Here is a 22,136-nt window from a genome sequence, read left to right on the forward strand (position 1 = left end):
TCGAAAACTCCTATTAATCATCGAGTGGGGGACCCCATAAAAAAGTTTTCTAACCTGCGGCGATGTGAAAAGAGGTTAGGCGGCGGTCCTTTGGCGCGTCGTTCCTGAACTTTCAACCCGCCCTCCCTCTCTGTCGATTCAAATGAGAATTGATGTCATTTGAGTCTTTCGACCGCTGTCTTCGCCCTGTGGCAAGGCTTGCAGAGGCTTTCGAGGTTGGACAGGTCATCGGTCCCCCCATTTGCTTTGGCGGTGATGTGGTCCACCGTCTTAGCGGGTGTATACCGTCCATTTCGCAGACATTCCTGACAAAGGTGTTTGTCTCTGTCGAGAACGATTGGGCGCAGCCTGTCCCACTTGCTGCCATAACCTCGCTGATGCCTGCTCTGTCCTCGCTGATGCTGCTGCCAGCCTTCGTTAAGGTGCTTGGGACAATAGCCTGAGCGGTCAGTGGTTGTGCCAGGGCAGCCACGCTTGCGGCATGCTCTCGGTATTAACGCAGGCATCAGGCTAACCTCCACGCCCGGCGGCGTTCTGTTCGTGGCGCTGAGTCAGGGTGACGCTCAACCGATTCGCCGTCGGCATGATCTACCAGCGAGTAGCATGGATAGACCACAGCGCCGCCATAGGCATCACCCACGGCATAATCAGCAGGCTTGCTGCGGTCCCATTGAGACAGCACACGGCTGACGCTTTGAGGCGGGATGCTGTAGCAGACCCCGTGTATCAGACGCTGAAGCGTGATGAAGTCTGCGCGTGACTTATCTGCAACAATCAGCCAGTCGGCTATCTCTTTCTGATACTGCGGCGGTCGGCCGGTGCCGAGATAAAAGCTCAGCATGTCGTCAGGAAAACGAGCCAGCCAGTCAGTGACCTTATCGGTGAATCCATGTACCGGCAGCGCGTCGTCTTCCAACACCACTACACGGCAAGGCTGCTCGGCTGCCCACTCGATAGCGCGCCGATGATTCCAGTTCGCACCATGGTTACTATCATCCACCAGTAGATGAGCATCCAGCAGCGCAGCAAGCCGTTGCGCTTGCCCTACGCGGATGTGATGGCCGACCACCACAAACTTTATGTCTTCAGCCACCAGCGAACCTCCAATAAAAAAGCCGCACGATGGCGGCTACTGTCAGAATATCAGGGTGTAATTTTTTCATGACCACAGATATTGTATGGTGTTATCACGCCTAGAAATTTAGGCTAACTACAATTTTTAAAGTGAATTACGAGGTGGTCATGTCACTTGATAAACACTTAATCCCTGAACGAACCTGTAGTGAATGCTCAGTGTGTTGCATTTCTCTTCGTATTGAAGAACCTGAGCTAACGAAAAAAGCAGATGTACCGTGCCCCCACCTATCTTCAGTGAAAGGCTGCGCAATCTACAACTCCAGACCTGGCGTTTGTCGTAATTGGTACTGTGGGTGGCGAATAATGCCTTTTGTGAATGAAGAAATGCGTCCTGATAAATCGAAGGTGTTAATCAAAACAGATGGTCATAATTTCATTTTTCAACCATTAACGGCTCAAGATGTTTCGTCATTACTCAACATAAATGTTATGGAAGCAATGGCCACTCTTGTATTGAATGACGTATCTGTTCAAACCTCCATTCCTACCCGGTCAGGATTTACTAATGCTTTGTCTGAGGTTAACGATCTCCTAAAGCCATCATTGAAAACAATGAACCTACGAGAGGGAAGACAAGCTATGAAAACACTTATTTTTCATGCTCGGCATGCACAAACTCTCCCGGAAAAAGATTAACGTTGCTGGTTTCAGATTTTTTTTCCTTCCAAAACTTAACAGTCTGGATGCGTCTCAGTTTTGCAATGCAATTCGTATCAACTGCATCCAGACCGTTCATTAATCTCGGATCGCTTTCTATCAAAATGCCTTTCATTTGTGTTTCCACCATGCGGCCTCCTTACCGATCCCATCAGTTTTGAAAACAGTGTGCACATGAGGTCCGGTAATAACCTTTCCTGCGAATGAATGAGCGACAATACCGAACGCCAGCATGTCACCCACCGCGGCGCCAGCCTGTTCTTTCTTCCAGAAACGATAACTCTCGATCCGGTAGTAAAGACGGATGATGCCGTGAGCGAACGCCATAACATCAGCGCGGGTGCCACCCAGCAGACCAGCGTTTAGCATCACAGCGTTGCGGTGCGCTTCAATGAACTCCTGATAGATGCGCTCAGGATGATTCTGCTTTGCCCAGGTGTCGGCGTAGGTCTTCGGTTCAGAACCGACGTAAACAGTACCGGGCTGCATTTCTTCCCACGGTGCGCGGAGCATTTCGACATCGGTACCATCGGTACACCAGACGAACCGGTATTCAGGGTGATCGCGCAGGTGCTGCCAGATATGCAGCCAACGCCGAAAGTAGACATTCATCTTTACATCAGGAACGCGATACAACTCGACGTCTGCCGGCGCCGTCTGCAGTTCATCCACCAGCGCGATACGACCACAATTCCGAAGTGATGAGGCCCATTTAGCCAGCATGTCAGGTGCGGCCGCCATTTTCGTACCGCGCTGCGGGTCTGGCTGGCTGGTAAGCAACGTTGTGATTACCACGTCGCGCTGAGATCGATATTCGGCATGGCCTGTATATCCTGAATCCCGGCGCTGCCCGTAAATCACGGCGTTCTTTTTATCGAGCGCTTCACGTTCTGGTCTCGGTATGCTGCGCGCGCCTTCTTCGTACTCGTCCATTGAGTGAATCAGCTTTTCAGAGCCAACCACATCAGCAAACGCCCAAGACGTTAAACCAGCATTGTGAATCCGAAGGGCCAAGTCAGGATGTTCGTACATGCCTCGACCGTATACCGGATCGAATCCGCCAACCTTCTCGATGGCACTGCGGTGGTAGTACAGCATCACACCGCGCTGCCCGGTGTAAGCAATATGCTTATCATCCCGGTACAAAACGGTCATATCGTTAATCTTTCGCGGACCTGCCAGATCGAGAAACTGATAAGCCAGGTGCGGCTCTGGAGATTCGATATATGGCAGGTGCCAGTTATCGGCGATGGGCCAGGCGTCATCATCCCATAAAAACAGATGCTCGCACCCTGCATCCATCAGGGCTGACAGGCTGGCGTTCTTCGAAGCAACAATGCCGAGTGATGTTTCATGGCGAAGCAGCCGCACGCCGTCGGGCACTACAGCGGCAGGTTTCGAACCATCATCGATAACAACCACCAGCGCGCCGGCTGGCAGGTGCGTCATGTGCTGTTCGAGAGCTCGTTTCAGAACGTCGGGGCGTTGGTGTGTCGTTATTGCAATGCCAATCCGCGATGAATTTGCGCAGGCGGGTGCATACGGGACACCATCAATAGTGACCTGCATTTGATTTTCCTTTTAGACGTGAGCCTGTCGCACGGCAAAGCCGCCGAAAGTTAACGGTTTGCCCAGGCTCACAGCTGAAAGACTTTCTTTGATGTGCGCGTGCGATGCGCATAAAAAAAAGCCACCGGCGAATACCAGTGGCTACTTAATTTTTAAACGGATTACTTAGCGAGAATTACATAATCAGAAATTAACTCTGCTTTTTGCGAATACTCTTTTGCCAAGCGCTCAAGCTCACTCGCTTCGAGTTTCCCGGACTGTGAGCTTTTGATGTAAGCGGCAATCTCGGATTCGTGCAGTAGGACATTTGGGTTTTGGGAAATAATTTCTTTTACAGCACTATAAAATATTCCCATATCGATAGGATGCCCTGTATGCCATGTGGAGCGAGCAAGCCATTTATCTAAAGCACTAATACCTTTCAACATAAAACCTCCTGTTTGTGTGGAATGCTATCCTCCCACCAAATGGGTTATGTCAAAAATGTTTTTTCCATTATCGCAGGCACTCGGGGAATGCATGCTGTAACGCCTTAAAGGTCAGCGCCCCTTCGGCCAACTGATAAAAAACATAAACCCGATGAAAGCGAATAGCAGTCCAGCAGCCCCAGCAATAACGATTAGAGCCCAAACAAGAATGGTTCCGATGGTTGCGATCACTTGGACCTCACTTCTTTTGGTTTCTGGCAGTTCGCCTGCCACGCTTTGTTATGCGCCAGTATGTCTTTCTTCGTCTGGCGGTCCATAACGTCGATGTCGTGATCAGTCAGGTAGATTGGCTTTACCCAGTCACAGGCGGTATCAACCACCATCGGGACGCTTCCACGTGTTACGCAGCTCGCGATCAACATCGTCATCAGGCATGCGGTTAACAGTCTGCTGTACATTGCTGGCCTCTTTCGTTGTCTCTACCCGGCGTTCGGCTACTGCTTCAGTGGCTGCGGCCTTTTCTTCGGTGCGCTGCAGGTCTGCTTTCGCTTCCGCTTTGCTGGTGCCGCGTGAATGACCCAGGCCAAACGCGGCGGCAATAGCAGCAAAAACCGCGACAACGAGTCCGGTAATCATCTCAAGCGTCATATAACCACCCGCTCCTTTACCCAGCCATAAACAAACGCCTCGTTCGCGCTGCGCTGTTCTGCCAGCTCGAGATAACGCTGACCCTGGCTACAATTCAGGGCCCGAAGCATTACCAGCTCACCCTCTTTTCCGCGCCGGGAAAGATAGCTTTTTAACGCGCTGATAGTTCGCGGACCAATAAAACCATCTGCAATCAGATCGGGATAGAGCGTGCCCTGAATGTTGAACACGTTCAGCCAACGCTGAAACCATTTGGTCTGCACCGATGGGCCCATGTTTACGCCTGTGTCGCAGAGTTCGGCAGCGATGGCTGGTGATACCTCAGAAACAAGGTCGAATCGTGGCCCTGTCCAGTAGTCAGCAGTCAGGATATCCAGCGCCTGCTGGCGGGTAAGGTTGCGCATATCACCGTTGTAACCGTGAGCGCGAGCTACCGCTTGCGTGATCCCCCAGTTTGTTGGGCCGCCTTTGTCGTCGGGATGATTAACGTACCCGCCCTCTTTGCCGAGGATGGCATTAAAAATTTCGTCTTTGGTCATTAGTGCCTCAGATGATCAACCAGGCGCGCAACGTTGCCTCTGACGGCCACCAGCACGGAAAGGAAAATGATGTTGGCCCCAATAGTGGCCCATGACGAATGAGGATAAATCCCGCACAAGTAGGCCAGGGGCACAGCACTGTACGTGACAGTAATTAGCCAGGCTAAACGCGAAACCCACGGACGGTGCCGGGAATCACCCCGACGATAAAACATCAGAGTAATCACCACCCCAGCACAGAGCAGAGCGTTTAATGTTGCAGTTGGATCATTTAGTACCACCTGAACCTCCCCGGCGCGTTATCAGCGCCACCAGCGAGCCGACATCCTGGTTGTTCAGGAACGTCAGGATTTTAACGGCTAATGCAGAAATGATTACGGCACCGATGGCATCCAGCGGTTTATCACTATAACCAGTCCAGGCAGACAGCTTTGAGCCTACCAGACCGGAACATAAGATCCCGGCAATGTACGACACTATGAAATACGCCAGTCTGCGGGTTGCACTCAGATCAGCCGCTGTAGCGATGTAGAATACGGCTCCTGCAAATGCGCCAAACACCACACCATAATCGGTACCTGTAAGCAGGCCATAGATACTGGCGCCCGTCAGAGCACCACCGGCTAAGCCAGTGCCGGAAATTGGATCGGACATCGGTCCCCCTCAATGCAGTGAATCCTCTCAATATGAGGGGAAGTAAGGCCGCCAAACGAATCAATTTCAAAAGTGAAACTAAGATATGGTGATCTCAATTGCATGGCGATAAAATAAACGGTCCACTATCGAATGGAGCGATTCATGATTTTTCTTCGAACAGAAAATGGCAGCGAAAAAGTTGACGACTGGGAGCTAATCACTTCAAGACCAAATTTTGTTGCCAAAATAGCAAAAGGCGATCATCAGTTTGAGGAGATTATTGGTTACTATAAATTTAAGGAAGAAATCCACTGTGGTTTAACTGGATGCAACCAGCCACACCAAATGGGTTACATCGTCAAAACCTCAAGAGGCATAGAAACCAACATCGGCAACAAATGTGGAAAAAACGAATTTGGAGTTGAGTTTGGTGAAAATGTTCTCAGTTTCAATAAATTCATGGAGATCGAAACAAACCGAGAAATTATTTGCACCGCAAAAGATAAGTGTGATGCATGGAAAAAAAATATTGAAGCGCTACGAAGCGTCAAGCCCACTATCGATTATCTGTCGTTTGCTATTGAAAAAAGTAAAAACTCCAATTTTTCTGGCAGGCTTGGTGCTGCAGAAATCCGTCTATTAGAAAAAAATCAGAGTGGCTTTGTGACTCTTTCAGAAGTTGAAACTGATAAGAAGACAAGAACCATTCTTTTTGCAATGAATAAGCATATGCGGGATTCTGGAGAGGCAACAAGCGAGTACGACATGGGGAAAGTATCATTTACCCATGTGCTACTACCCGAAAATAACCTTCGAAATTTATTTGTATCTATAAGTGAAGACATCAAAAAAATTCGCACCATTGACCTATCGACAGCACCAAGCCCTGAGATTGCTGAAACTGCCAGAATCGCGGCCACAATTGAAGAACGAATCAAACAATTAAAAAATCTAAAACATCAAGCTGGTAAGTTCTTAACTAAAAAGAACCTACTACCTATAGCAAATAAAATAAAATACTCTTCGACAGCAGAAGAAATCGAGCTTAAAAACTTTATGGGCTTTTTAGGTTGGCTTAAGTAATGAAAAAGCCCCGAGAGGGGCTTCATGTTGAAATCTTTTAGGCGTTACTCCGCATGATTAGAAGCATACATGACAACTTCGGACAAAATCAAGCTTTATGTAGTGAAAAAACTAAACTTTACTGCTTTCTTCACAGCTACTGGTTACAGCCTGAAATTCCCTTGCCGCCTTCCCCTCCTCTTGCTGGCAAATGCTTATCAGCGCCTCAAGAAACGGTTTCCAGTTGCGAGTCCATGTTCTGACGTGCAGATCCGGAACGCGCTTCAGTATCACTTTATAGGCTGCGGTAGACGGCACCGCAGAAAATCCATTTCCGCTACAGCGCTCGCAGGTTTTAAACACCGGAGCGCCGCGCTCGCTTGTGGCCTTGCGGTCTAGAACCTCGCCTTTACCGCCGCAACGACAACGGGCGCTGATCGTTCCCTTGCCATCGCAAGCATCACAGACCGCCGGTACAACCTCTGTTACCTCCGTCCACTGCTCCCAGTCAGACGGTCGAACAGCACGAGAGCGGCAGGCCCAGTATGGAGCTTTACCCCATGGGTACGAAACCTTGCGGATAATCTGCTCGCGGGTTGTTCGTCCGGTACCACTGCAACTGTGACACGTCACGCTGGTAGCCGCAGAACGTGAGTAATCAGCAAAGGCAAATTGTGCCAATATCTGCATACACCATCCGAACTGACCACCAGCTGCTTTGCGAACATTCTTCGGTGCGATATCCATCGCATATCGCGCCAGCGCCTGAACTGCGAGCTGTTCATCCGTTTTGCTGATTCCCGCTTTACCGAAGAACGCCGCCATACCGAAGCGCGCGCGGCTGCTGGTGGTACCAATGGCCACCATAACATCGGTGCCGGTGAGACGATCAGGAGAGGTTCCCTTCACGTCGCCGCTGATGTGCATCCCCTGAGGGCTAAAATGTTTGAGTGATGCTTCCAGTTTCATGCGCTTGCCCCCGCTGTTTTAATGGTTTTAATAGTCTGCATTGCTGGATTGCCTATCTTTTGCGTATCGTCTGGTTTGAGTTTTCTGCTGTGGCGCCGAACGCTGCTTTGCTAACTCCTGGTCAATTGGCAGGAAGTGCCCGTTATAGAATCGACGGTAAATCGTGCCTAGTTCACCGTTTCGCTGTTTGGTCACGTTAATTTCCGCGATCCCTTTCGCTGGAGACTCAGGGTTATAAACTTCGTCGCGGTAAAGCATCATGATTAGATCAGCATCTGCCTCGATCTCACCCGAGTTTTTGAGGTCTGAGTTCATTGGTCGCTTATTGGGCCGCGACTCAACGCCACGAGAAAGCTGGCTCAGGGCAAGCACCGGCGTTTTATTAGATTTAGCCAGACGTTTGAGTCCTTTTGACACCTCGCCGACGGCAAGGTCATATCGTGCAGTGCTTTCGATTTTGATGAGTGCCAGATAATCCACCACCACCAGCGCTATTTCCGGATGCGCCAGTTGCAGGCGGGTAGCTATCTGTTGAATCTGATCTACTGTCAGATCGGTGGAATCAACCATCCAGATGCTACGACCAGTCAGCCGTTCTACACCGTTTGTCAGCCTGGCCCAGTCCTCATCCTCAAAATCAGCAGCCTTTTTCAGGCGTGAAACAGACATACCACCCGCAGCAGATACCATTCGCTCACCGATCTGGATATTTGGCATTTCCATGCTGAAGAACAGCACACCGCGGCCCTGCTCAGAAACTTTGTCGATGATATCCAGCGCAAATTCAGTTTTACCCATCGACGGTCGCGCAGCGATAAACACGAGGTCTGTTGGTTCAATGCCGCCAGTCTTTGCATCAAGCTCTTCAATACCCGTCATGAGGCTTCTGGCTTCTTCGAGGCCACGGTTGCGTGCATCTACCCGATCAACTACAGCAGGAAGAATGTCGTCGATATGAACTGGCTGAACGGTCTTTTCTTCGAGAGAAATTGCGGCAATGCTGTTCTGTGCAGCCCTGAATGCCGATAAAGCCGCATCACCGTTGTGAGCACTCCGGAGATCAGCCAGCGCCCTTTCAATCACAGCTTCGGCATCACGAACAGCTGCATTACGCTCCAGCGTGGCAACGTAGGACACAAGCGCCGACTTGGCCCATGCGATACGGCTCGAATCCATAATGATTGCGCTGTGCTTTGGCATGTTTTCGCAGAGCAGTACAGGGTCAATAACGCCAGCTCCACGCGCCTGACGGCAGATCCCAGTATATATTTCCCGATACTGCGGTACCGAGAAAGCGGTGGCCGGCACCCTGGAAAGAATATCCAGTACCTCAGGGTCGGCTCCACGCAGAAAAATTGCGCCGATCACCGCACCTTCCAGATCTTCATTTTTCCAGACAGGAGTCATGCTACAACTCCTGACGCGATGGCACGGAAACTTCCCCAGCCAAATGCCAGACGGTTGCGGCCACCATCTGTAACCCGGTCCACGATTCGCTCACCAATAGTCTCTTTCAGCTGGTCAAATGTGAGATTGCTGATCAGGATGGTTGGCAAAATGCTTTCGTACCGGGCATTGATAATTTCCTGCAGGATGGTCATTTCAGTCGGGCTGCCGAACTGAACACCAACTTCGTCGATAATCAGAAGATCCAGTGAAGCAAAGCGTTCAATGACCTCTTCCTCGGTCATTTCGGCATTGTGGCGCCATGTGCTTTTTACCGCTCGGGTGAGGCGCATGACATCGGTGATTTCCACATTCGCAAGGTGATCGCGGATGATGCTCTTTACCATAGCCACTGCCAGGTGGTTTTTGCCGGTGCCGCAATTGCCGGTCATAACAAGCCCGGTACCGGCATTAAGTCGCTCAGGCCAGCTGCTGGCATAACGCTGACAAGCCGCGAGATTTTTGGCGGCATCCTGATTGATGGCCTGGTAGTTATCGAATTCACATGCTTCGAACCGTCGTGCAATCCCGGCATTGTCTATCAGGTCGGCTACTCGCAATGTACGCAGACTGGATTCAATGCCAGCGAGTTCCGCTTTCACACACTCCGGGCATTGGGAGTGCTTAACATTTTCAACGCCTCGATAGGCTTTTCCAGTGAGGGAAATACGCTGATAATCACCATGTTTTTCACAGGCGGCGGCGTGGACGTTCCCTGACTCCCAGCTTCCCCACTGCCACGGTTTTTTGTGTTCCACAGCAAACGCCAGCTCTTCACGAAGCCCTTCGCGCTTTGCCACAAGAGCTTCCCTTTCTTCGCGTTGTTTGATACTCAGCATTTTGATTTCTCCTGCTTACCAGTTGCAGTCTGATTGGCCATAGTCTTGTTCACTAAACCCCGAAACCGGCAGTCCACCAGGTCTATCGCTTACCGAACCAGATGGCGCCTGCCATGACTCTTCGAAATGCCGATCGGGACCAAAGAACGTCGCCGCCTGTTTCACGTACTGCGTTCCGGCGCTACCTGTAGCACGGACATAACCTGCATAACGGTTTACACCAGCCAGCATTGCCTCAGTGTTAACACCGTCTTTGATTCGAGCTTTCCAGGCTTTCCAGGCGGCAGCTTTAGAATTACCGCCAGCACGTTTAGGGTATGCCTGCCATGCCTGCTCGAACTCTTTGGAATAGTTCTCTTTGGAAGAGCGATTTTCAGAATGGTTATCAGATGAACCGTTATATTTAGGTTCTATGACTGATTCATTGACTGGTTCAAAAGAGTGACTGATTCTGGGTGCAGCTCCTGCACTACCCCCTAGTGAATCTCCTGCACTACGGGGTGAATCTTCTGCACCAGGTAGTGAACGATTTGCACTACCCCCTAGTGAATCTCCTGCACTACTGAAATCAAGGCGATATACATTACTTGAGTTACCTTTTGGACCTGGGCGAAGTTCTTTTTTTACCAAGCCGCATTCACATAAAGCATCAATGTGAATCATCACAGATCGCTTACTGATTTCGCACTGATCAGCGATATGTTGATAGCTTGGCCAGCACTCGCCATGGTCACTAGCGTTATCTGCAAGCTTCAGTAGCACGAGCTTACGCAGTGGATTTCCCACCTTGACCTTCATTGCTTTAACCATCAGTTCCATGCTCATGCGACACCCGCCAACTCATTTTCGTTACTGAATTCAGCCACCAGTAAAGGTTCGCTGACGAAATAATGCCGTGACATGTCACACCTCATTGCCCGGGTGCGGGAAAAGAGTCGGCAAATCAGGACGCAGTTCATGAGGCTTAACAACTCCATTAACTGCGTTTGAGACTGCCACTGCATGGACAGGAGAAACTTTCTTGATCCCCCTGACCCACTTCCAGACCGCTCCTTGCGTAACGCCAACCTTTTTAGCAAGCGAACTTTGCCCACCAGCAACGTACACGGCTTTCGCCATTGGGGATTCAAAAACCTCATCAGTCATAACAAAGTCCTTAGTATTAATATTAAAGATATAAAATAATACCAAAGGAATAATTAATCAAGTATTATCCGCTTGCCATGGTTAATCCTGTGGTATTAAATATGCACAGAAATCGGAGATACTTAGATGAACACACTTGCAGAAAGACTAAGGCTGGCGATGGCTCATGCCGGGGCTACTCAAAGTCAATTAGCGCATAGGGTTGGGGTAAGCCAGGGGGCCATACAAAAACTAACCTCAGGAAAAGCTCAGTCCAGCGGAAAAATCGTGGATATAGCCAAAGCGTTGGATGTAGATCCAATATGGTTAAGCACTGGTGAAGGCACCATGGGGCCCGCAAAAACTCCAGAACAAAGGATGTTTGGTATAGATCCATGGGATAAGCAAACGCCGCTTGAGGATGATGAGGTTGAGGTGCCTTACTTGAAGGATATCGAGTTCGCATGTGGAGATGGCAGCGCTCTTAATGATGATTACAATGGCAAAAAACTTAGGTTTTCCAAAGCAACATTGCGAAAGGTGGGAGCTAATAGTGATGGTGATGGCGTTCTATGCTTTGCTGCACACGGGAATAGCATGGAGCCAGTGATCGCTGATGGCTCTACTGTTGCCATAAACTGCCATGACAAGCGTATCGTTGATGGTAAAATTTACGGCATCAACCAAGGTGGATGGAAAAGGTTAAAAATCCTCTACAGATCTGGGCCAGATAAGGTGACAATCAGAAGCTATAACTCTGATGAATACCCTGACGAAGAAGTAGACATGGATAGTCTTGAGGTTTTAGGAAGGCTGTTTTGGGTATCAACAATCTTCTGATCCGCTACCAAAAAAGCACCAAGCCGACCATAGTGTCGGCTTTTTTATTACTAAAATAATCTTCAATAACAAATACATAAGAAAGCTATTATTCTTTTTGTATTAATACCATTGACCTTCAATTAATACTTAAGTATTCTCATTTCATCGGCAAACAACGGAGCCAATGAGATGAAAACAACCTCCCAACCAAAACCACCGAGCCAGGCATTTGATATCCACGCCAAGCTTAAAGCAGCGAATTCGCATTGGTCTTATCGCTATGCTGTGCAGCCTTGCGAGAAAGGATTTAATTACCAATTTAATACGACATTTGTTGGTGAGATGGAGTTCGCCGTTTACGAACGTATCGATAATTATTTCGTCCTGGTCGATTTCTTTAAGTCATACGATGAAGCATGTGCTGATGCTAAAAAAATCATTGATGATCATCCCGACATAAAAAAAATGTTCTCTGTTAGCTAACTAACCAATTAATTAACTCAATTAATCACAATTAACACCTTTTAGGGTGGGGAAAAACTCACCCTGAGGAAATGAAAATGCAAAATTCCGTCGCAATTAATCAGCCAGTTAAAACGCCTCAAATGCTGTTCGGATCTGACAACATTAATGACTTTGGCAACCGTGTTCAAAGCTGCCGGATGGAAGGTGATTCAATGCAACCGACCATCGAACCATGCGAGGTTGTGGCTTTCGTTGATTGCGGTGGACGTGCGCTTACCTCTGGCATTTATGTTTACACAATGGATGCTTTTGGTCGCACATGCCTTTTCATTAAGAGAATTGAGCCATTAGCTGATGGCTCATTAAAAATCATCTCTGATAATCATCATTACGAAACTTTCACCCTTAATACCGATGAACAGAAAGAAATCAAAATTCACGGTCGGGTAGTCGCTTCTTTGGCTGTAAGGCGCTTCGTATGACTTTCATCATTGATAAATCGGCATATAGAACAGCATGCCTTTATGCGGCCTGCGGTTACGAGGTAATCGCTCGTCTTTATCTTAAAAAAGAATATGGTCGTTAATTATGGGTGTTTTAAAAAGACAGGATATTCAGGAAGTGAATATCAAAGCGGAGAAGTTGTCCGGCTTGTCGCAAACATTATTTGAATATCACGAAAAGCTAGACAGATTTCAACTCAAAACAATATGCGCTCTGGTTTATGACCTCGACGCTGAGATTCATGGATGGACCGAAAAAGAAGAGGAAATAGTTATGAGTTTGGAGAAGGAACAGCGAAATGGATAAATTAATCGAGACATATCGCCGCCGAATTTTAAAGGCAGCGTTATTACGCCACCAGCGTAAAACGGGCAGTAACTGCCTTGTTATTAAGCTCAATAAAGGCGGTATTAACACGGTCGAGTTAACAGAGATTCTTCTCGATGGATTATTACGAAAATTCGAAAGGCTTGCGTTCAGTGAGTACGGAAATGTCGATGGTGTAAAAGCCATCAGGGGAATTTACAGCAGCGCTGTTGATGTTAATGGCAGCGGAGAATTCCTTACGGATAGCGGGAAGGAGTTAATCGACGAGCTCATTTCTGAGCTGGTTGAGTTCGTCAAAAACCAAAAAGTTGAGGCTCCGAAAACGGACGGTCATGAAATGGGGGGATCTGATGGCACTTACAGCGATACGAATTCCTGAGTGGGTTCACCTCAAAGCAGCACACGTTTTAAGCCAGTTCAGGGCAAGGCGCATACATCCCTGCCGTATGCATGGCTCCGGAAACCTGAGCCTCAAGGTTAATCACCGCTGGCGGCTGCTATCCCGAGATGGCGGCAAGAACTGGGAAGTAATGAGTCACGAGCGATACAGCAAAGTTAAGGACCGGAAATGAACGATAAACGCACCGTAAGCACAATTGATCTGGCATTGCAGAAACACGATACGCCAGTTGGCCCGCTGTTCGTGGCAGTACGCCACGGACGCATTAAAAAATGCTTCACCCGCGACACAGCGATCCGGTATCTGGCGTTCTTCATGACTTCAGAAGCATTTGAGCGCTCAGGATTCGAGCAGCGTCACCCAGATGTGCAGGCAGTTCATCCTCTTAAGCCAGAACTTAACTGTTGGCAGCGGGGCGGCGTAACCCACGAGTATTTCATGGCCCACCAGCGTTGTGTTCGCCGTCTGCGTCGTATCCTGGCGCGCAAGCGAGAAATGGAGAAATGGTGTGAGAAATGGGACGCGATGCATGACCGGTTCATTAAAGAGGTCGATGCACTTCAAGCCATCAAGCCTAAAGGAGTGTATTGATGATTGCTTCAGCCTTTACTCCGGAGCCGACATCAACAGGCATCCGTTTTGGTAACCGCGTCATTGGTTATTCCGTCGCGGTTCGCCAGCTCGACAATGGCATCTATGACAAACGAATTCCGGATGGATTAGATCTGCTGGCTTGCGTGATGGAAGCGATTGAAAGCGGCTGGTTTACCCCGGGCATCGAGAAAGAAATCATCATTTGGCGGTGGATGCTTGTTGCGGTCTTCATTACCGAGGAGCAGGCAAAGAACGGCACAGTTGAGGTTGCCAACGATTCTGGAGGTTTTGACACCGCAGTTATCTACTCCGGACAGCACGGTTCAATCAGTGTTTATCCTGCGCCAGAGCGGTTCGCACTCGCAAGCCATGTGGAAGGGTTAGCTATTGAGAAATACGGTGAGGAACTCGGCCAGCAGATGGCGCTGCGCATGTACCGGGACATGCTAGATACGGACGCTGAGAACGGGCTTCGACTCTCAAAAATGGGGCGGGAAGGTTTTAATCTCCTGCATGACAGCTTCATTGAACAGATTCAGAAAGAAGGTATGCCTGACATGCCGGTTATGCACTGAGGAGGACGAAAGTGAACACTGTAACGATCAACAACAAACAGCTGCCGGCAGTCGAGTATCGCGGTCAGCGCGTTGTGACGCTGGCGATGATTGATGAAGTCCACCAGCGACCGGAGGGAACCGCTCGTGCAGCATTCAACCGAAACCGTGAGCATTTCATCAACGGTGTGGATTATGCCGAATTAGGTGCGGACGTAATACGTACGGACCTCCCGGAAGGGACATTCTCTAAATTTGCACCGTCAGGGATTGTGCTTTTCGAATCAGGCTACCTGATGTTGACAAAGCCATTTAACGATGATCTTGCCTGGCAGGTTCAGCGAGAACTGGTTAACAGCTATTTCCGCATTCGCGCGCCGCTGACGGAAATCGAGATGATCGCCGCAATGGCCGCCGATGCCGTTCGCCAGCAGAAGCGCCTGAATCATGTTGAAGAGCAGATCGAAACGGTCACAGAAGCTGTGGAGAACATCAAACGCGGGACCATGCGCGCCGGTTATGTCGGTTACCGCCAGGTTGTAGCCAAAAGCGGAATGAGTGACGCCAAGTGCCGGAATTTGGTCAATGCCTACCGCATCCCGACAGACACGCACGAATTTATGACTCCAGACGGGCTGTTGTCACGTAGGGCTATCGTCGAACTGGAGCCGTTTATGGCCGCGTTTCTCCAGATGATGTCAGAAGCTGAACCGCGCGGCACCCGCTGGTATCACCCTAAAATGGGCCTGTTCCAGGCGATTGGATGGGAGGGTTAAGAATGCACAAATTCTTCGTGGAGACAGACAACCTGAACACTATCAGCGATTGCCTGCAGCAGCTTGTTAACGCAGAAGAAGCGCAGCTCAGTATTGAAGAGCAACTGGCGAAATCGAACAGCAGCAGTGAATGGAGTACATGGCGCAAAAAGGCAGAGAACGCTCTGCGGCTGATCAAAGGGAAGCGTCGCATCATCACAGCCCGTCTGGCAGTCCTGCGTCATGAGGAAAAAGAACGCAACATAGATCTGCACCAGCAGCACAACGACTTCCTGGTTCAGGCTCTGCGCGAAATCGTAACGCCCTCCTCTTTTGCGCGTTGCGTGCGTCTGGCTAAAGAGAAAATGGAGGAGATCCATGCAAACCAGTGCTGAAATCGTTCTTCTGGTGCCGAATGACTGGGTTAGCGAAAAGGTTCTGATTGCGGTTACCGGGCTCAAGCCCGGAACCATCACCCGCGCCAGAAAAGAATCCTGGATGCTGGGCCGCGAGTACCTGCACATTTCACCAGATGGTAATCCCAAGCCTTCGAGCGAATGCATGTATAACAGGAAAGCCGTTGATCAGTGGATCGAGGCGCAGAAAAAAAATCAACCAGGTGCGAAGACAGCATGAAAAGCAGTACACTCGTCAACGCTCCTGGACGTCAGGAGGGATCAATGGCTAATGCATCATACCCGACAGGCGTCGAAAACCACGGCGGTTCGCTCCGCATCTGGTTTCTGTATAAAGGTAAACGTGTCAGGGAAAACCTCGGTGTCCCTGACACTGCAAAAAATCGCAAGATAGCTGGTGAGCTGCGTTCTTCGGTTTGTTTTGCGATAAGGATGGGGAATTTTAACTATGCAGAAAAATTCCCAAACTCACTGAACCTTGCCCGGTTCGGTCAGGATAGAAAGGAAATTACTGTGCTGGAGCTTACCGAAAGATGGTCAGAGCTGAAGAGAATGGAGATCAGCTCTAATACCATGAGTAGGTACGAATCCATCATAAAAAACATGCTTCCGCGCATCGGCGAAAATAAAATGGTTTCTGCGGTTACCACTGAAGATTTGCTGTATGTCAGGAAGGAGTTGCTGACGGGCTTCCATGTAATGAAGAAGGATCACCGGACACAGGTAAAAGGCCGGAAGTCTTCCACGGTGAATAATTACATGATGCTGATGGCCGAGATCTTCCAGTTTGGAGCTGATAACGGCTACGCAAAGGAAAACCCGTTTAGCGGAATTAACCGGCTCAGGAAGGCAAAAGACGAACCAGATCCACTCACGACCGACGAGTTCATCAGGTTCATTCAGGCGTGCGGCCACCAGCAGATGCGAAATCTCTGGACCGTCGCCGTTTATACCGGAATGAGGCATGGGGAATTATGTGGTCTTGCATGGGAAGACATCGATCTCACCGCGGGAACCATTACGGTTAAGCGCAACCTTACCCAAACGTATGAGTTCACCCTGCCAAAAACCGAGGCAGGCACTGACAGGGTGATTTATCTCATACAACCAGCTATTGATGCCCTCAGGAATCAGGCCCAACTGACGCGCCTTGGCCGGCAGCATGAGGTTGAAGTGAATTTGCGTGAATATGGCCAGTCAGTCATACATCCATGCACTTTCGTTTTCAGCCCTCAATGCGTCAAACGTGGGTCTCGCACAGGATATCACTACGCGGTTAATTCGATTAATAAAATTTGGGCTCCGATAATCAAGCGCGCCGGTATTCGTTACCGCAACGCTTATCAGTCACGGCATACCTATGCGTGCTGGTCATTATCAGCTGGTGCTAACCCGAACTTTATAGCAACTCAGATGGGGCATACCGATGCACAGATGGTTTACAAGGTGTATGGAAAGTGGATGTCAGAAAAGAGTGGAGAGCAGGTTGCTCTGCTCAACCAGGCGCTTTCACACACTGCCCCATCACTGCCCCAAAGCATGGTAGTAGCGCAGTAGAAAACCTTAAATTCAAGTGGTTAGCATCGTTACTGCTACATTTGTATAACACGGGGCACAAAATGCCCTCGACCATAAAACGCGCTTATGTTGTGATCGGGGTTCAATAAATCACTAAACAAGGTATACTCCGGAGTTGTTTATTGTACTAAACGCTCCTGTGAGAGGATGCTACTGCGCACCTATGACTCAATTCGCTTCTCCAGTTCTGCATACGTTGCTGGATACCGACGCGTATAAACTGCACATGCAGCAAGCCGTTTTCCACCATTACTATGACGTTCATGTCGCGGCGGAATTCCGCTGCCGTGGCGACGACTTGCTCGGTATCTACGCAGACGCCATTCGTGAACAGGTCAATGCTATGCAGCATCTGACGCTGCAGGACGAGGAATATCAGTGGCTTTCTGGCCTGCCTTTCTTCAAAGCCGACTACCTGAACTGGCTGCGCGACTTCCGCTATAAGCCGGAGCAGGTCACCGTGGTTAACGATAACGGCAAGCTGGATATTCGCCTTGCAGGTCCGTGGCGGGAAGTGATCATGTGGGAAGTGCCGCTTCTGGCGGTAATCAGTGAACTGGCTCACCGCTACCGTTCCCCGGAAACGGGCGTAGCGCAGGCGGTGGCCTCGCTGGAAAAGAAACTCTCTGACTTCTCCACGCTGACCGCAGGGCTGGACATGTCCCGCTTCCGCCTGATGGACTTTGGCACCCGCCGCCGTTTTTCGCGCGACGTACAGGAGGCCATCGTTAAACGTCTGCAGCAGGAGCCGTGGTTCGTGGGCACCAGTAACTACGATCTCGCCCGTCGCCTCAATCTGACGCCAATGGGTACCCAGGCGCACGAGTGGTTCCAGGCGCATCAGCAGATCAGCCCTGACCTCGCCAACAGCCAGCGCGCAGCGCTGGCCGCATGGCTTGCGGAGTATCCGAATCAACTCGGAATTGCCCTCACGGACTGTATTACGATGGATGCCTTCCTGCGCGACTTTGGACCTGAATTTGCGGAGCGTTATCAGGGGTTGCGCCACGATTCCGGAGATCCGGTTGAGTGGGGTGAGAAGGCGATTGCCCATTACGAGAAACTGGGCATTGACCCGATGAGCAAGGTGCTGGTCTTCTCCGATAATCTCGATCTGGTGAAAGCCGTCGAACTCTATCGCCATTTCAACGCCAGAGTGAACCTGAGCTTCGGGATCGGTACCCGGTTAACCTGCGACATTCCTCAGGTAAAGCCTCTGAATATTGTGATAAAGCTGGTGGAATGTAACGGCAAACCGGTGGCGAAACTCTCCGACAGCCCGGGCAAAACCATCTGCCATGACAAGGCGTTTGTCCGCGCGTTGCGCAAAGCCTTCGATCTTCCCCAGATCAAAAAAGCCAGTTAAGCGCTTAAGGGAGCCTTCATGGCTCCCCTCTTCTTATTTATTTCTCAATTCTTCCCTTTTGACCGCGAAATTTACTTGTCTGATAGCGGATGGCAGGTAACATAGATATCCCCCCATAAGGGTGGACAAGTGTTTATTTTTTCCGACTATTAACAGAGAGAATATTATGAGCGTTGTGCCTGTAGCCGACGTACTCCAGGGCCGTGTCGCCGTTGACTCAGAAGTCACCGTGCGCGGATGGGTGCGTACCCGCCGAGATTCTAAAGCTGGCATCTCCTTCCTTGCCGTCTATGACGGTTCCTGCTTTGATCCTGTACAGGCCGTCATTAATAATTCTCTGCCCAATTACAATGATGACGTTCTGCACCTGACGACGGGCTGTTCCGTTATTGTCACCGGCGTGGTCGTGGCATCCCCGGGCCAGGGTCAGAGTTTCGAAATTCAGGCTTCTGCCATTGAAGTCACCGGCTGGGTTGAAGATCCGGATACCTATCCGATGGCGGCTAAACGTCACAGCATTGAGTATCTGCGTGAAGTGGCGCACCTTCGTCCACGTACCAACCTGATTGGTGCGGTTGCTCGCGTACGTCATACGCTGGCGCAGGCGCTGCATCGTTTCTTCGATGAGCAGGGTTATTTCTGGGTGTCTACCCCGCTGATCACCGCGTCCGATACGGAAGGCGCCGGTGAGATGTTCCGCGTCTCAACGCTGGATCTCGAAAACCTGCCGCGCACCCCGGAAGGTAAAGTGGACTATGACAAAGACTTCTTTGGTAAAGAGGCCTTCCTGACCGTATCCGGTCAGCTCAACGGCGAAACGTACGCCTGCGCGCTGTCTAAAATCTACACCTTTGGCCCTACCTTCCGTGCCGAAAACTCCAACACCAGCCGTCACCTGGCGGAATTCTGGATGCTGGAGCCTGAAGTGGCGTTCGCCAACCTGGACGATGTCGCGGGTCTGGCGGAAGCGATGCTGAAATATGTCTTCAAAGCGGTGCTGGAAGAGCGTCCGGACGACATGAAATTCTTCGCCGAGCGCGTAGACAGCGACGCGGTAGCCCGTCTGGAGCGCTTCGTCTCTGCCGATTTTGCGCAGGTGGACTACACCGACGCGGTGGCGATCCTCGAGAAATGCGGTGAGAAGTTCGAGAACCCGGTTTACTGGGGCGTAGACCTGGCGTCTGAGCACGAGCGCTATCTGGCCGAGAAGCATTTCAAAGCGCCGGTTGTCGTTAAAAACTACCCGAAAGACATTAAGGCCTTCTATATGCGCCTTAACGAAGACGGTAAAACCGTGGCAGCGATGGACGTCCTGGCGCCGGGCATCGGTGAAATCATCGGTGGCTCTCAGCGTGAAGAGCGTCTGGACGTGCTGGACGCGCGTATGGAAGAGATGGGTCTTAACCCTGCGGACTACAGCTGGTACCGCGACCTGCGTCGTTACGGTACCGTACCGCACGCCGGTTTTGGTCTGGGCTTTGAGCGTCTGATTGCCTACGTGACCGGTGTGCAGAACGTTCGTGACGTGATTCCGTTCCCACGTACGCCACGTAACGCCAGCTTCTAATCGGTAAAAGACTAAAATGGCCAGCCTGTGCTGGCCATTATTTTATCCTGTATTGTCAGTTTTCGTCAGCGTAAAGTCAGCATCTTCAAACCTTCACCCCGTCACAACCACTACCTGTTACGTTTTGTTTCCGCGAAATATCCAGCCACAAAAAATAAACCCCATTCTTATTGCGCTTATTACATCCTCAAGCAATAGCACAAATTTCAACCAATTTTACAGCCATCCAGAAGGCTTTTCGGCGTCATAAGAAAAAACGAGTCGTTTATCGTCTGTTTATATGAATTGCCTTTATCCAAATTAATCATAAGGAATTCATATATATAGGATAGATACTGTCGCTTCATTCACCAAGGGGTTCTGAAGTTTGAGGTGGTTCACAAAGTTCCCAAAAATACACATTTAGTTACATATATTTTCTTTTGGTTACTCAATCTTGAGAATTGTAGCACTTTCAGGCTAGCGAAACGCTTCGGCGAATGGAAAGATGCCTGTCAGATACATAAAGACACCAAACTCTCATCAATAGTTCCGGAAATATTTATTGACAGAATTTATTGACGGCAGTGGCGAGTGTCATAAAAAAACCAATGAGGGTAATAAATAATGATGAAGCGCAATATTCTGGCAGTGGTAATCCCACCCTGCTGGTAGCCGGTGCAGCCAACGCTGCAGAAATCTATAACAAGAACGGCAACAAGCTGGACTTCTACGGTAAAGTTAACGCCGAGCACGACTTCGTGACTTCCGGTGATAGCACAAACAATAGCGACGCTACTTACGCGCAGATCGGTTTCAAAGGCGAAACTCAGATCAACGACCAACTGACAGGTTATGGCCAGTGGGAATACCGTTTCGTGGCTAGCGATGCAGAAAACTCTGCACAGAAAAACAAAAACCGTCTGGCTTTCGCTGGTCTGAAAGCGGGCGACGCTGGCAGCATCGACTACGGTCGTAACTACGGTATCGTTTACGACGTAGAATCTTACACCGATATGGCGCCGTCCTTCTCTGGTATGACCTGGGGCGGTAACTATGTTGATAACTTTATGACCAGCCGCAGCACCGGTCTGCTGACCTACCGTAACAGCAACTTCTTCGGTCTGGTTGACGGCCTGAGCCTGGGCGTTCAGTACCAGGGCAAAAACGACCGTGCTGACGTTAAAACCTCTAACGGTGACGGCGTAGGCTACTCTCTGGGTTACGATTTCGGCGAAGGCTTCGGTGCAATCGCATCTTATAGCAACGCTAACCGTACTCTGGATCAGAAAGCTGACGGCGAAGGCGACAAAGCTGAAGCATGGGGTCTGGGTCTGAAATACGATGCCAACAACATCTACCTGGCAACCACCTATGCTGAAACCCGTAACACCACCCGTACCGGGTCTGATGGCGATGCTGGTTTTGCTAACAAAACGCAGAACTTCGAAGTTGTTGCTCAGTACCAGTTCGATTTTGGCCTGCGTCCAGCAATCTCCTACGTGCAGACCAAAGGTAAAGACCTGGCTGGCGTGACCAACTCTAAAGGCACCTTCAAAGGTGGCGATGCAGATCTGGCTAAATTCATCCAGGTTGGCGCAACTTACTACTTCAACAAAAACTTCAACGTGTGGGCTGACTACTACATCAACCTGCTGGACAAAGACACAGACTACGCGCAAACCGTTGGCGGCCTGAACGGCAACGACGATATGGCAGCTGTGGGTGGGACTTACCAGTTCTAATCAGAACAC

The 22,136-nt window shown here is 50.0% G+C and carries 29 protein-coding genes and 1 pseudogene; 15 read left to right on the top strand and 15 right to left on the bottom strand.

What is annotated here, in order from left to right; genetic code table 11:
- Nucleotides 1-155: 155 nt before the first annotated feature.
- From HMPREF3143_RS25050 to HMPREF3143_RS16455, 10 genes are all read right to left on the bottom strand, one after another.
- Nucleotides 156-506 carry an HNH endonuclease gene (locus HMPREF3143_RS25050; protein ID WP_080327452.1) on the bottom strand — a complete coding sequence of 117 codons (351 nt, stop codon included), beginning with the start codon at nt 504-506 and terminating at the stop codon, nt 156-158.
- Complete coding sequence (locus HMPREF3143_RS16415; protein WP_045337495.1) at nt 506-1,096, bottom strand: hypothetical protein; 591 nt, start codon at nt 1,094-1,096, stop codon at nt 506-508. Before HMPREF3143_RS16415 ends, HMPREF3143_RS25050 begins: the two co-directional genes overlap by 1 nt.
- Before the next feature lie 630 nt (nt 1,097-1,726).
- Nucleotides 1,727-1,924, bottom strand: coding sequence for a hypothetical protein (locus HMPREF3143_RS16420; protein WP_047363387.1), 198 nt, complete (start codon nt 1,922-1,924; stop codon nt 1,727-1,729).
- Nucleotides 1,906-3,363, bottom strand: a complete 1,458-nt coding sequence (locus tag HMPREF3143_RS16425) for a glycosyltransferase family 2 protein (RefSeq protein WP_070533696.1) — start codon at nt 3,361-3,363, stop codon at nt 1,906-1,908. Before HMPREF3143_RS16425 ends, HMPREF3143_RS16420 begins: the two co-directional genes overlap by 19 nt.
- A gap of 161 nt (nt 3,364-3,524) precedes the next feature.
- Nucleotides 3,525-3,791, bottom strand: coding sequence for a hypothetical protein (locus tag HMPREF3143_RS16430; protein WP_058671258.1), 267 nt, complete (start codon nt 3,789-3,791; stop codon nt 3,525-3,527).
- 227 nt (nt 3,792-4,018) lie between these two features.
- Nucleotides 4,019-4,174, bottom strand: a complete 156-nt coding sequence (locus HMPREF3143_RS26010) for a hypothetical protein (RefSeq protein WP_070533698.1) — start codon at nt 4,172-4,174, stop codon at nt 4,019-4,021.
- Nucleotides 4,164-4,439, bottom strand: a complete 276-nt coding sequence (locus HMPREF3143_RS16440; protein ID WP_070533700.1) for a DUF2681 domain-containing protein — start codon at nt 4,437-4,439, stop codon at nt 4,164-4,166. The genes HMPREF3143_RS26010 and HMPREF3143_RS16440 overlap by 11 nt, the downstream gene beginning before the upstream one ends.
- Nucleotides 4,436-4,978 (bottom strand): glycoside hydrolase family 108 protein, encoded by a 543-nt coding sequence (locus HMPREF3143_RS16445; protein ID WP_070533702.1) that lies wholly within the window; start codon nt 4,976-4,978, stop codon nt 4,436-4,438. Before HMPREF3143_RS16445 ends, HMPREF3143_RS16440 begins: the two co-directional genes overlap by 4 nt.
- A complete protein-coding gene (locus HMPREF3143_RS16450) occupies nt 4,978-5,259 on the bottom strand; it encodes a phage holin family protein (RefSeq protein WP_065187067.1) in 282 nt (93 codons plus the stop codon). Before HMPREF3143_RS16450 ends, HMPREF3143_RS16445 begins: the two co-directional genes overlap by 1 nt.
- The gene (locus HMPREF3143_RS16455) at nt 5,246-5,632 is read right to left on the bottom strand and encodes a phage holin family protein (RefSeq protein WP_001283165.1); all 387 of its coding nucleotides are present in this window, start codon (nt 5,630-5,632) and stop codon (nt 5,246-5,248) included. The genes HMPREF3143_RS16450 and HMPREF3143_RS16455 overlap by 14 nt, the downstream gene beginning before the upstream one ends.
- A gap of 144 nt (nt 5,633-5,776) precedes the next feature.
- On the opposite strand from HMPREF3143_RS16455, the gene HMPREF3143_RS16460 reads away from it, so the two are divergent.
- A complete protein-coding gene (locus tag HMPREF3143_RS16460; protein ID WP_070533706.1) occupies nt 5,777-6,697 on the top strand; it encodes a hypothetical protein in 921 nt (306 codons plus the stop codon).
- A 111-nt stretch (nt 6,698-6,808) separates the two neighbouring features.
- On the opposite strand, the gene HMPREF3143_RS16465 is transcribed toward HMPREF3143_RS16460, so the two are convergent.
- The 5 genes from HMPREF3143_RS16465 to HMPREF3143_RS16480 all read right to left on the bottom strand — a co-directional run bounded on the left by HMPREF3143_RS16465 (nt 6,809) and on the right by HMPREF3143_RS16480 (nt 11,076).
- Nucleotides 6,809-7,645: an antitermination protein gene (locus HMPREF3143_RS16465; RefSeq protein ID WP_070533708.1), complete on the bottom strand. Its 837-nt coding sequence runs from the start codon at nt 7,643-7,645 to the stop codon at nt 6,809-6,811.
- Nucleotides 7,646-7,672: 27 nt separating this feature from the next.
- The gene (locus tag HMPREF3143_RS16470) at nt 7,673-9,052 is read right to left on the bottom strand and encodes a replicative DNA helicase (protein WP_070533710.1); all 1,380 of its coding nucleotides are present in this window, start codon (nt 9,050-9,052) and stop codon (nt 7,673-7,675) included.
- A complete protein-coding gene (locus HMPREF3143_RS16475; protein WP_070533712.1) occupies nt 9,049-9,930 on the bottom strand; it encodes an ATP-binding protein in 882 nt (293 codons plus the stop codon). Before HMPREF3143_RS16475 ends, HMPREF3143_RS16470 begins: the two co-directional genes overlap by 4 nt.
- Before the next feature lie 15 nt (nt 9,931-9,945).
- The gene (locus HMPREF3143_RS25055) at nt 9,946-10,755 is read right to left on the bottom strand and encodes a helix-turn-helix domain-containing protein (protein ID WP_084832192.1); all 810 of its coding nucleotides are present in this window, start codon (nt 10,753-10,755) and stop codon (nt 9,946-9,948) included.
- Between the two features lie 78 nt (nt 10,756-10,833).
- Nucleotides 10,834-11,076: a transcriptional regulator gene (locus HMPREF3143_RS16480; RefSeq protein WP_023296238.1), complete on the bottom strand. Its 243-nt coding sequence runs from the start codon at nt 11,074-11,076 to the stop codon at nt 10,834-10,836.
- A gap of 126 nt (nt 11,077-11,202) precedes the next feature.
- Between HMPREF3143_RS16480 and HMPREF3143_RS16485 the strand changes: the two genes are divergently transcribed.
- The 14 genes and pseudogenes from HMPREF3143_RS16485 to HMPREF3143_RS16550 all read left to right on the top strand — a co-directional run bounded on the left by HMPREF3143_RS16485 (nt 11,203) and on the right by HMPREF3143_RS16550 (nt 22,127).
- Nucleotides 11,203-11,895, top strand: coding sequence for an XRE family transcriptional regulator (locus HMPREF3143_RS16485; RefSeq protein WP_023296237.1), 693 nt, complete (start codon nt 11,203-11,205; stop codon nt 11,893-11,895).
- Nucleotides 11,896-12,066: 171 nt separating this feature from the next.
- Entirely contained in the window at nt 12,067-12,360 is a 294-nt protein-coding gene (locus HMPREF3143_RS16490; protein WP_070533716.1) for a hypothetical protein, read from the top strand.
- 77 nt (nt 12,361-12,437) lie between these two features.
- Nucleotides 12,438-12,824, top strand: coding sequence for a S24 family peptidase (locus tag HMPREF3143_RS16495; protein ID WP_070533718.1), 387 nt, complete (start codon nt 12,438-12,440; stop codon nt 12,822-12,824).
- 106 nt (nt 12,825-12,930) lie between these two features.
- Complete coding sequence (locus tag HMPREF3143_RS16500) at nt 12,931-13,152, top strand: hypothetical protein (protein WP_070533723.1); 222 nt, start codon at nt 12,931-12,933, stop codon at nt 13,150-13,152.
- Complete coding sequence (locus HMPREF3143_RS16505; RefSeq protein WP_070533725.1) at nt 13,145-13,552, top strand: hypothetical protein; 408 nt, start codon at nt 13,145-13,147, stop codon at nt 13,550-13,552. The genes HMPREF3143_RS16500 and HMPREF3143_RS16505 overlap by 8 nt, the downstream gene beginning before the upstream one ends.
- Nucleotides 13,553-13,741: 189 nt before the next feature.
- On the top strand, nt 13,742-14,164 hold the full coding sequence (locus tag HMPREF3143_RS16510; RefSeq protein WP_070533728.1) for a hypothetical protein: 423 nt from the start codon (nt 13,742-13,744) through the stop codon (nt 14,162-14,164).
- The gene (locus tag HMPREF3143_RS16515; RefSeq protein ID WP_070533730.1) at nt 14,164-14,742 is read left to right on the top strand and encodes a hypothetical protein; all 579 of its coding nucleotides are present in this window, start codon (nt 14,164-14,166) and stop codon (nt 14,740-14,742) included. The genes HMPREF3143_RS16510 and HMPREF3143_RS16515 overlap by 1 nt, the downstream gene beginning before the upstream one ends.
- Before the next feature lie 11 nt (nt 14,743-14,753).
- Nucleotides 14,754-15,497, top strand: a complete 744-nt coding sequence (locus tag HMPREF3143_RS16520; protein WP_070533732.1) for an ORF6N domain-containing protein — start codon at nt 14,754-14,756, stop codon at nt 15,495-15,497.
- 2 nt (nt 15,498-15,499) lie between these two features.
- Complete coding sequence (locus tag HMPREF3143_RS16525; RefSeq protein WP_062939324.1) at nt 15,500-15,871, top strand: hypothetical protein; 372 nt, start codon at nt 15,500-15,502, stop codon at nt 15,869-15,871.
- A complete protein-coding gene (locus tag HMPREF3143_RS16530) occupies nt 15,855-16,112 on the top strand; it encodes an excisionase family protein (protein ID WP_013097283.1) in 258 nt (85 codons plus the stop codon). Before HMPREF3143_RS16525 ends, HMPREF3143_RS16530 begins: the two co-directional genes overlap by 17 nt.
- Before the next feature lie 44 nt (nt 16,113-16,156).
- Nucleotides 16,157-17,449, top strand: a complete 1,293-nt coding sequence (locus HMPREF3143_RS16535; protein ID WP_070533735.1) for a tyrosine-type recombinase/integrase — start codon at nt 16,157-16,159, stop codon at nt 17,447-17,449.
- Between the two features lie 184 nt (nt 17,450-17,633).
- The gene (gene pncB / locus HMPREF3143_RS16540) at nt 17,634-18,836 is read left to right on the top strand and encodes a nicotinate phosphoribosyltransferase (RefSeq protein WP_070533737.1); all 1,203 of its coding nucleotides are present in this window, start codon (nt 17,634-17,636) and stop codon (nt 18,834-18,836) included.
- Nucleotides 18,837-19,002: 166 nt separating this feature from the next.
- Nucleotides 19,003-20,403 (top strand): asparagine--tRNA ligase, encoded by a 1,401-nt coding sequence (gene asnS / locus HMPREF3143_RS16545; protein WP_021240867.1) that lies wholly within the window; start codon nt 19,003-19,005, stop codon nt 20,401-20,403.
- A 606-nt stretch (nt 20,404-21,009) separates the two neighbouring features.
- Nucleotides 21,010-22,127, top strand: a pseudogene (locus tag HMPREF3143_RS16550) (porin).
- Nucleotides 22,128-22,136: the final 9 nt, after the last annotated feature.

The organism is Enterobacter sp. HMSC16D10, assembly GCF_001807145.1.
Classification (GTDB): Bacteria; Pseudomonadota; Gammaproteobacteria; order Enterobacterales; family Enterobacteriaceae; genus Enterobacter; species Enterobacter roggenkampii.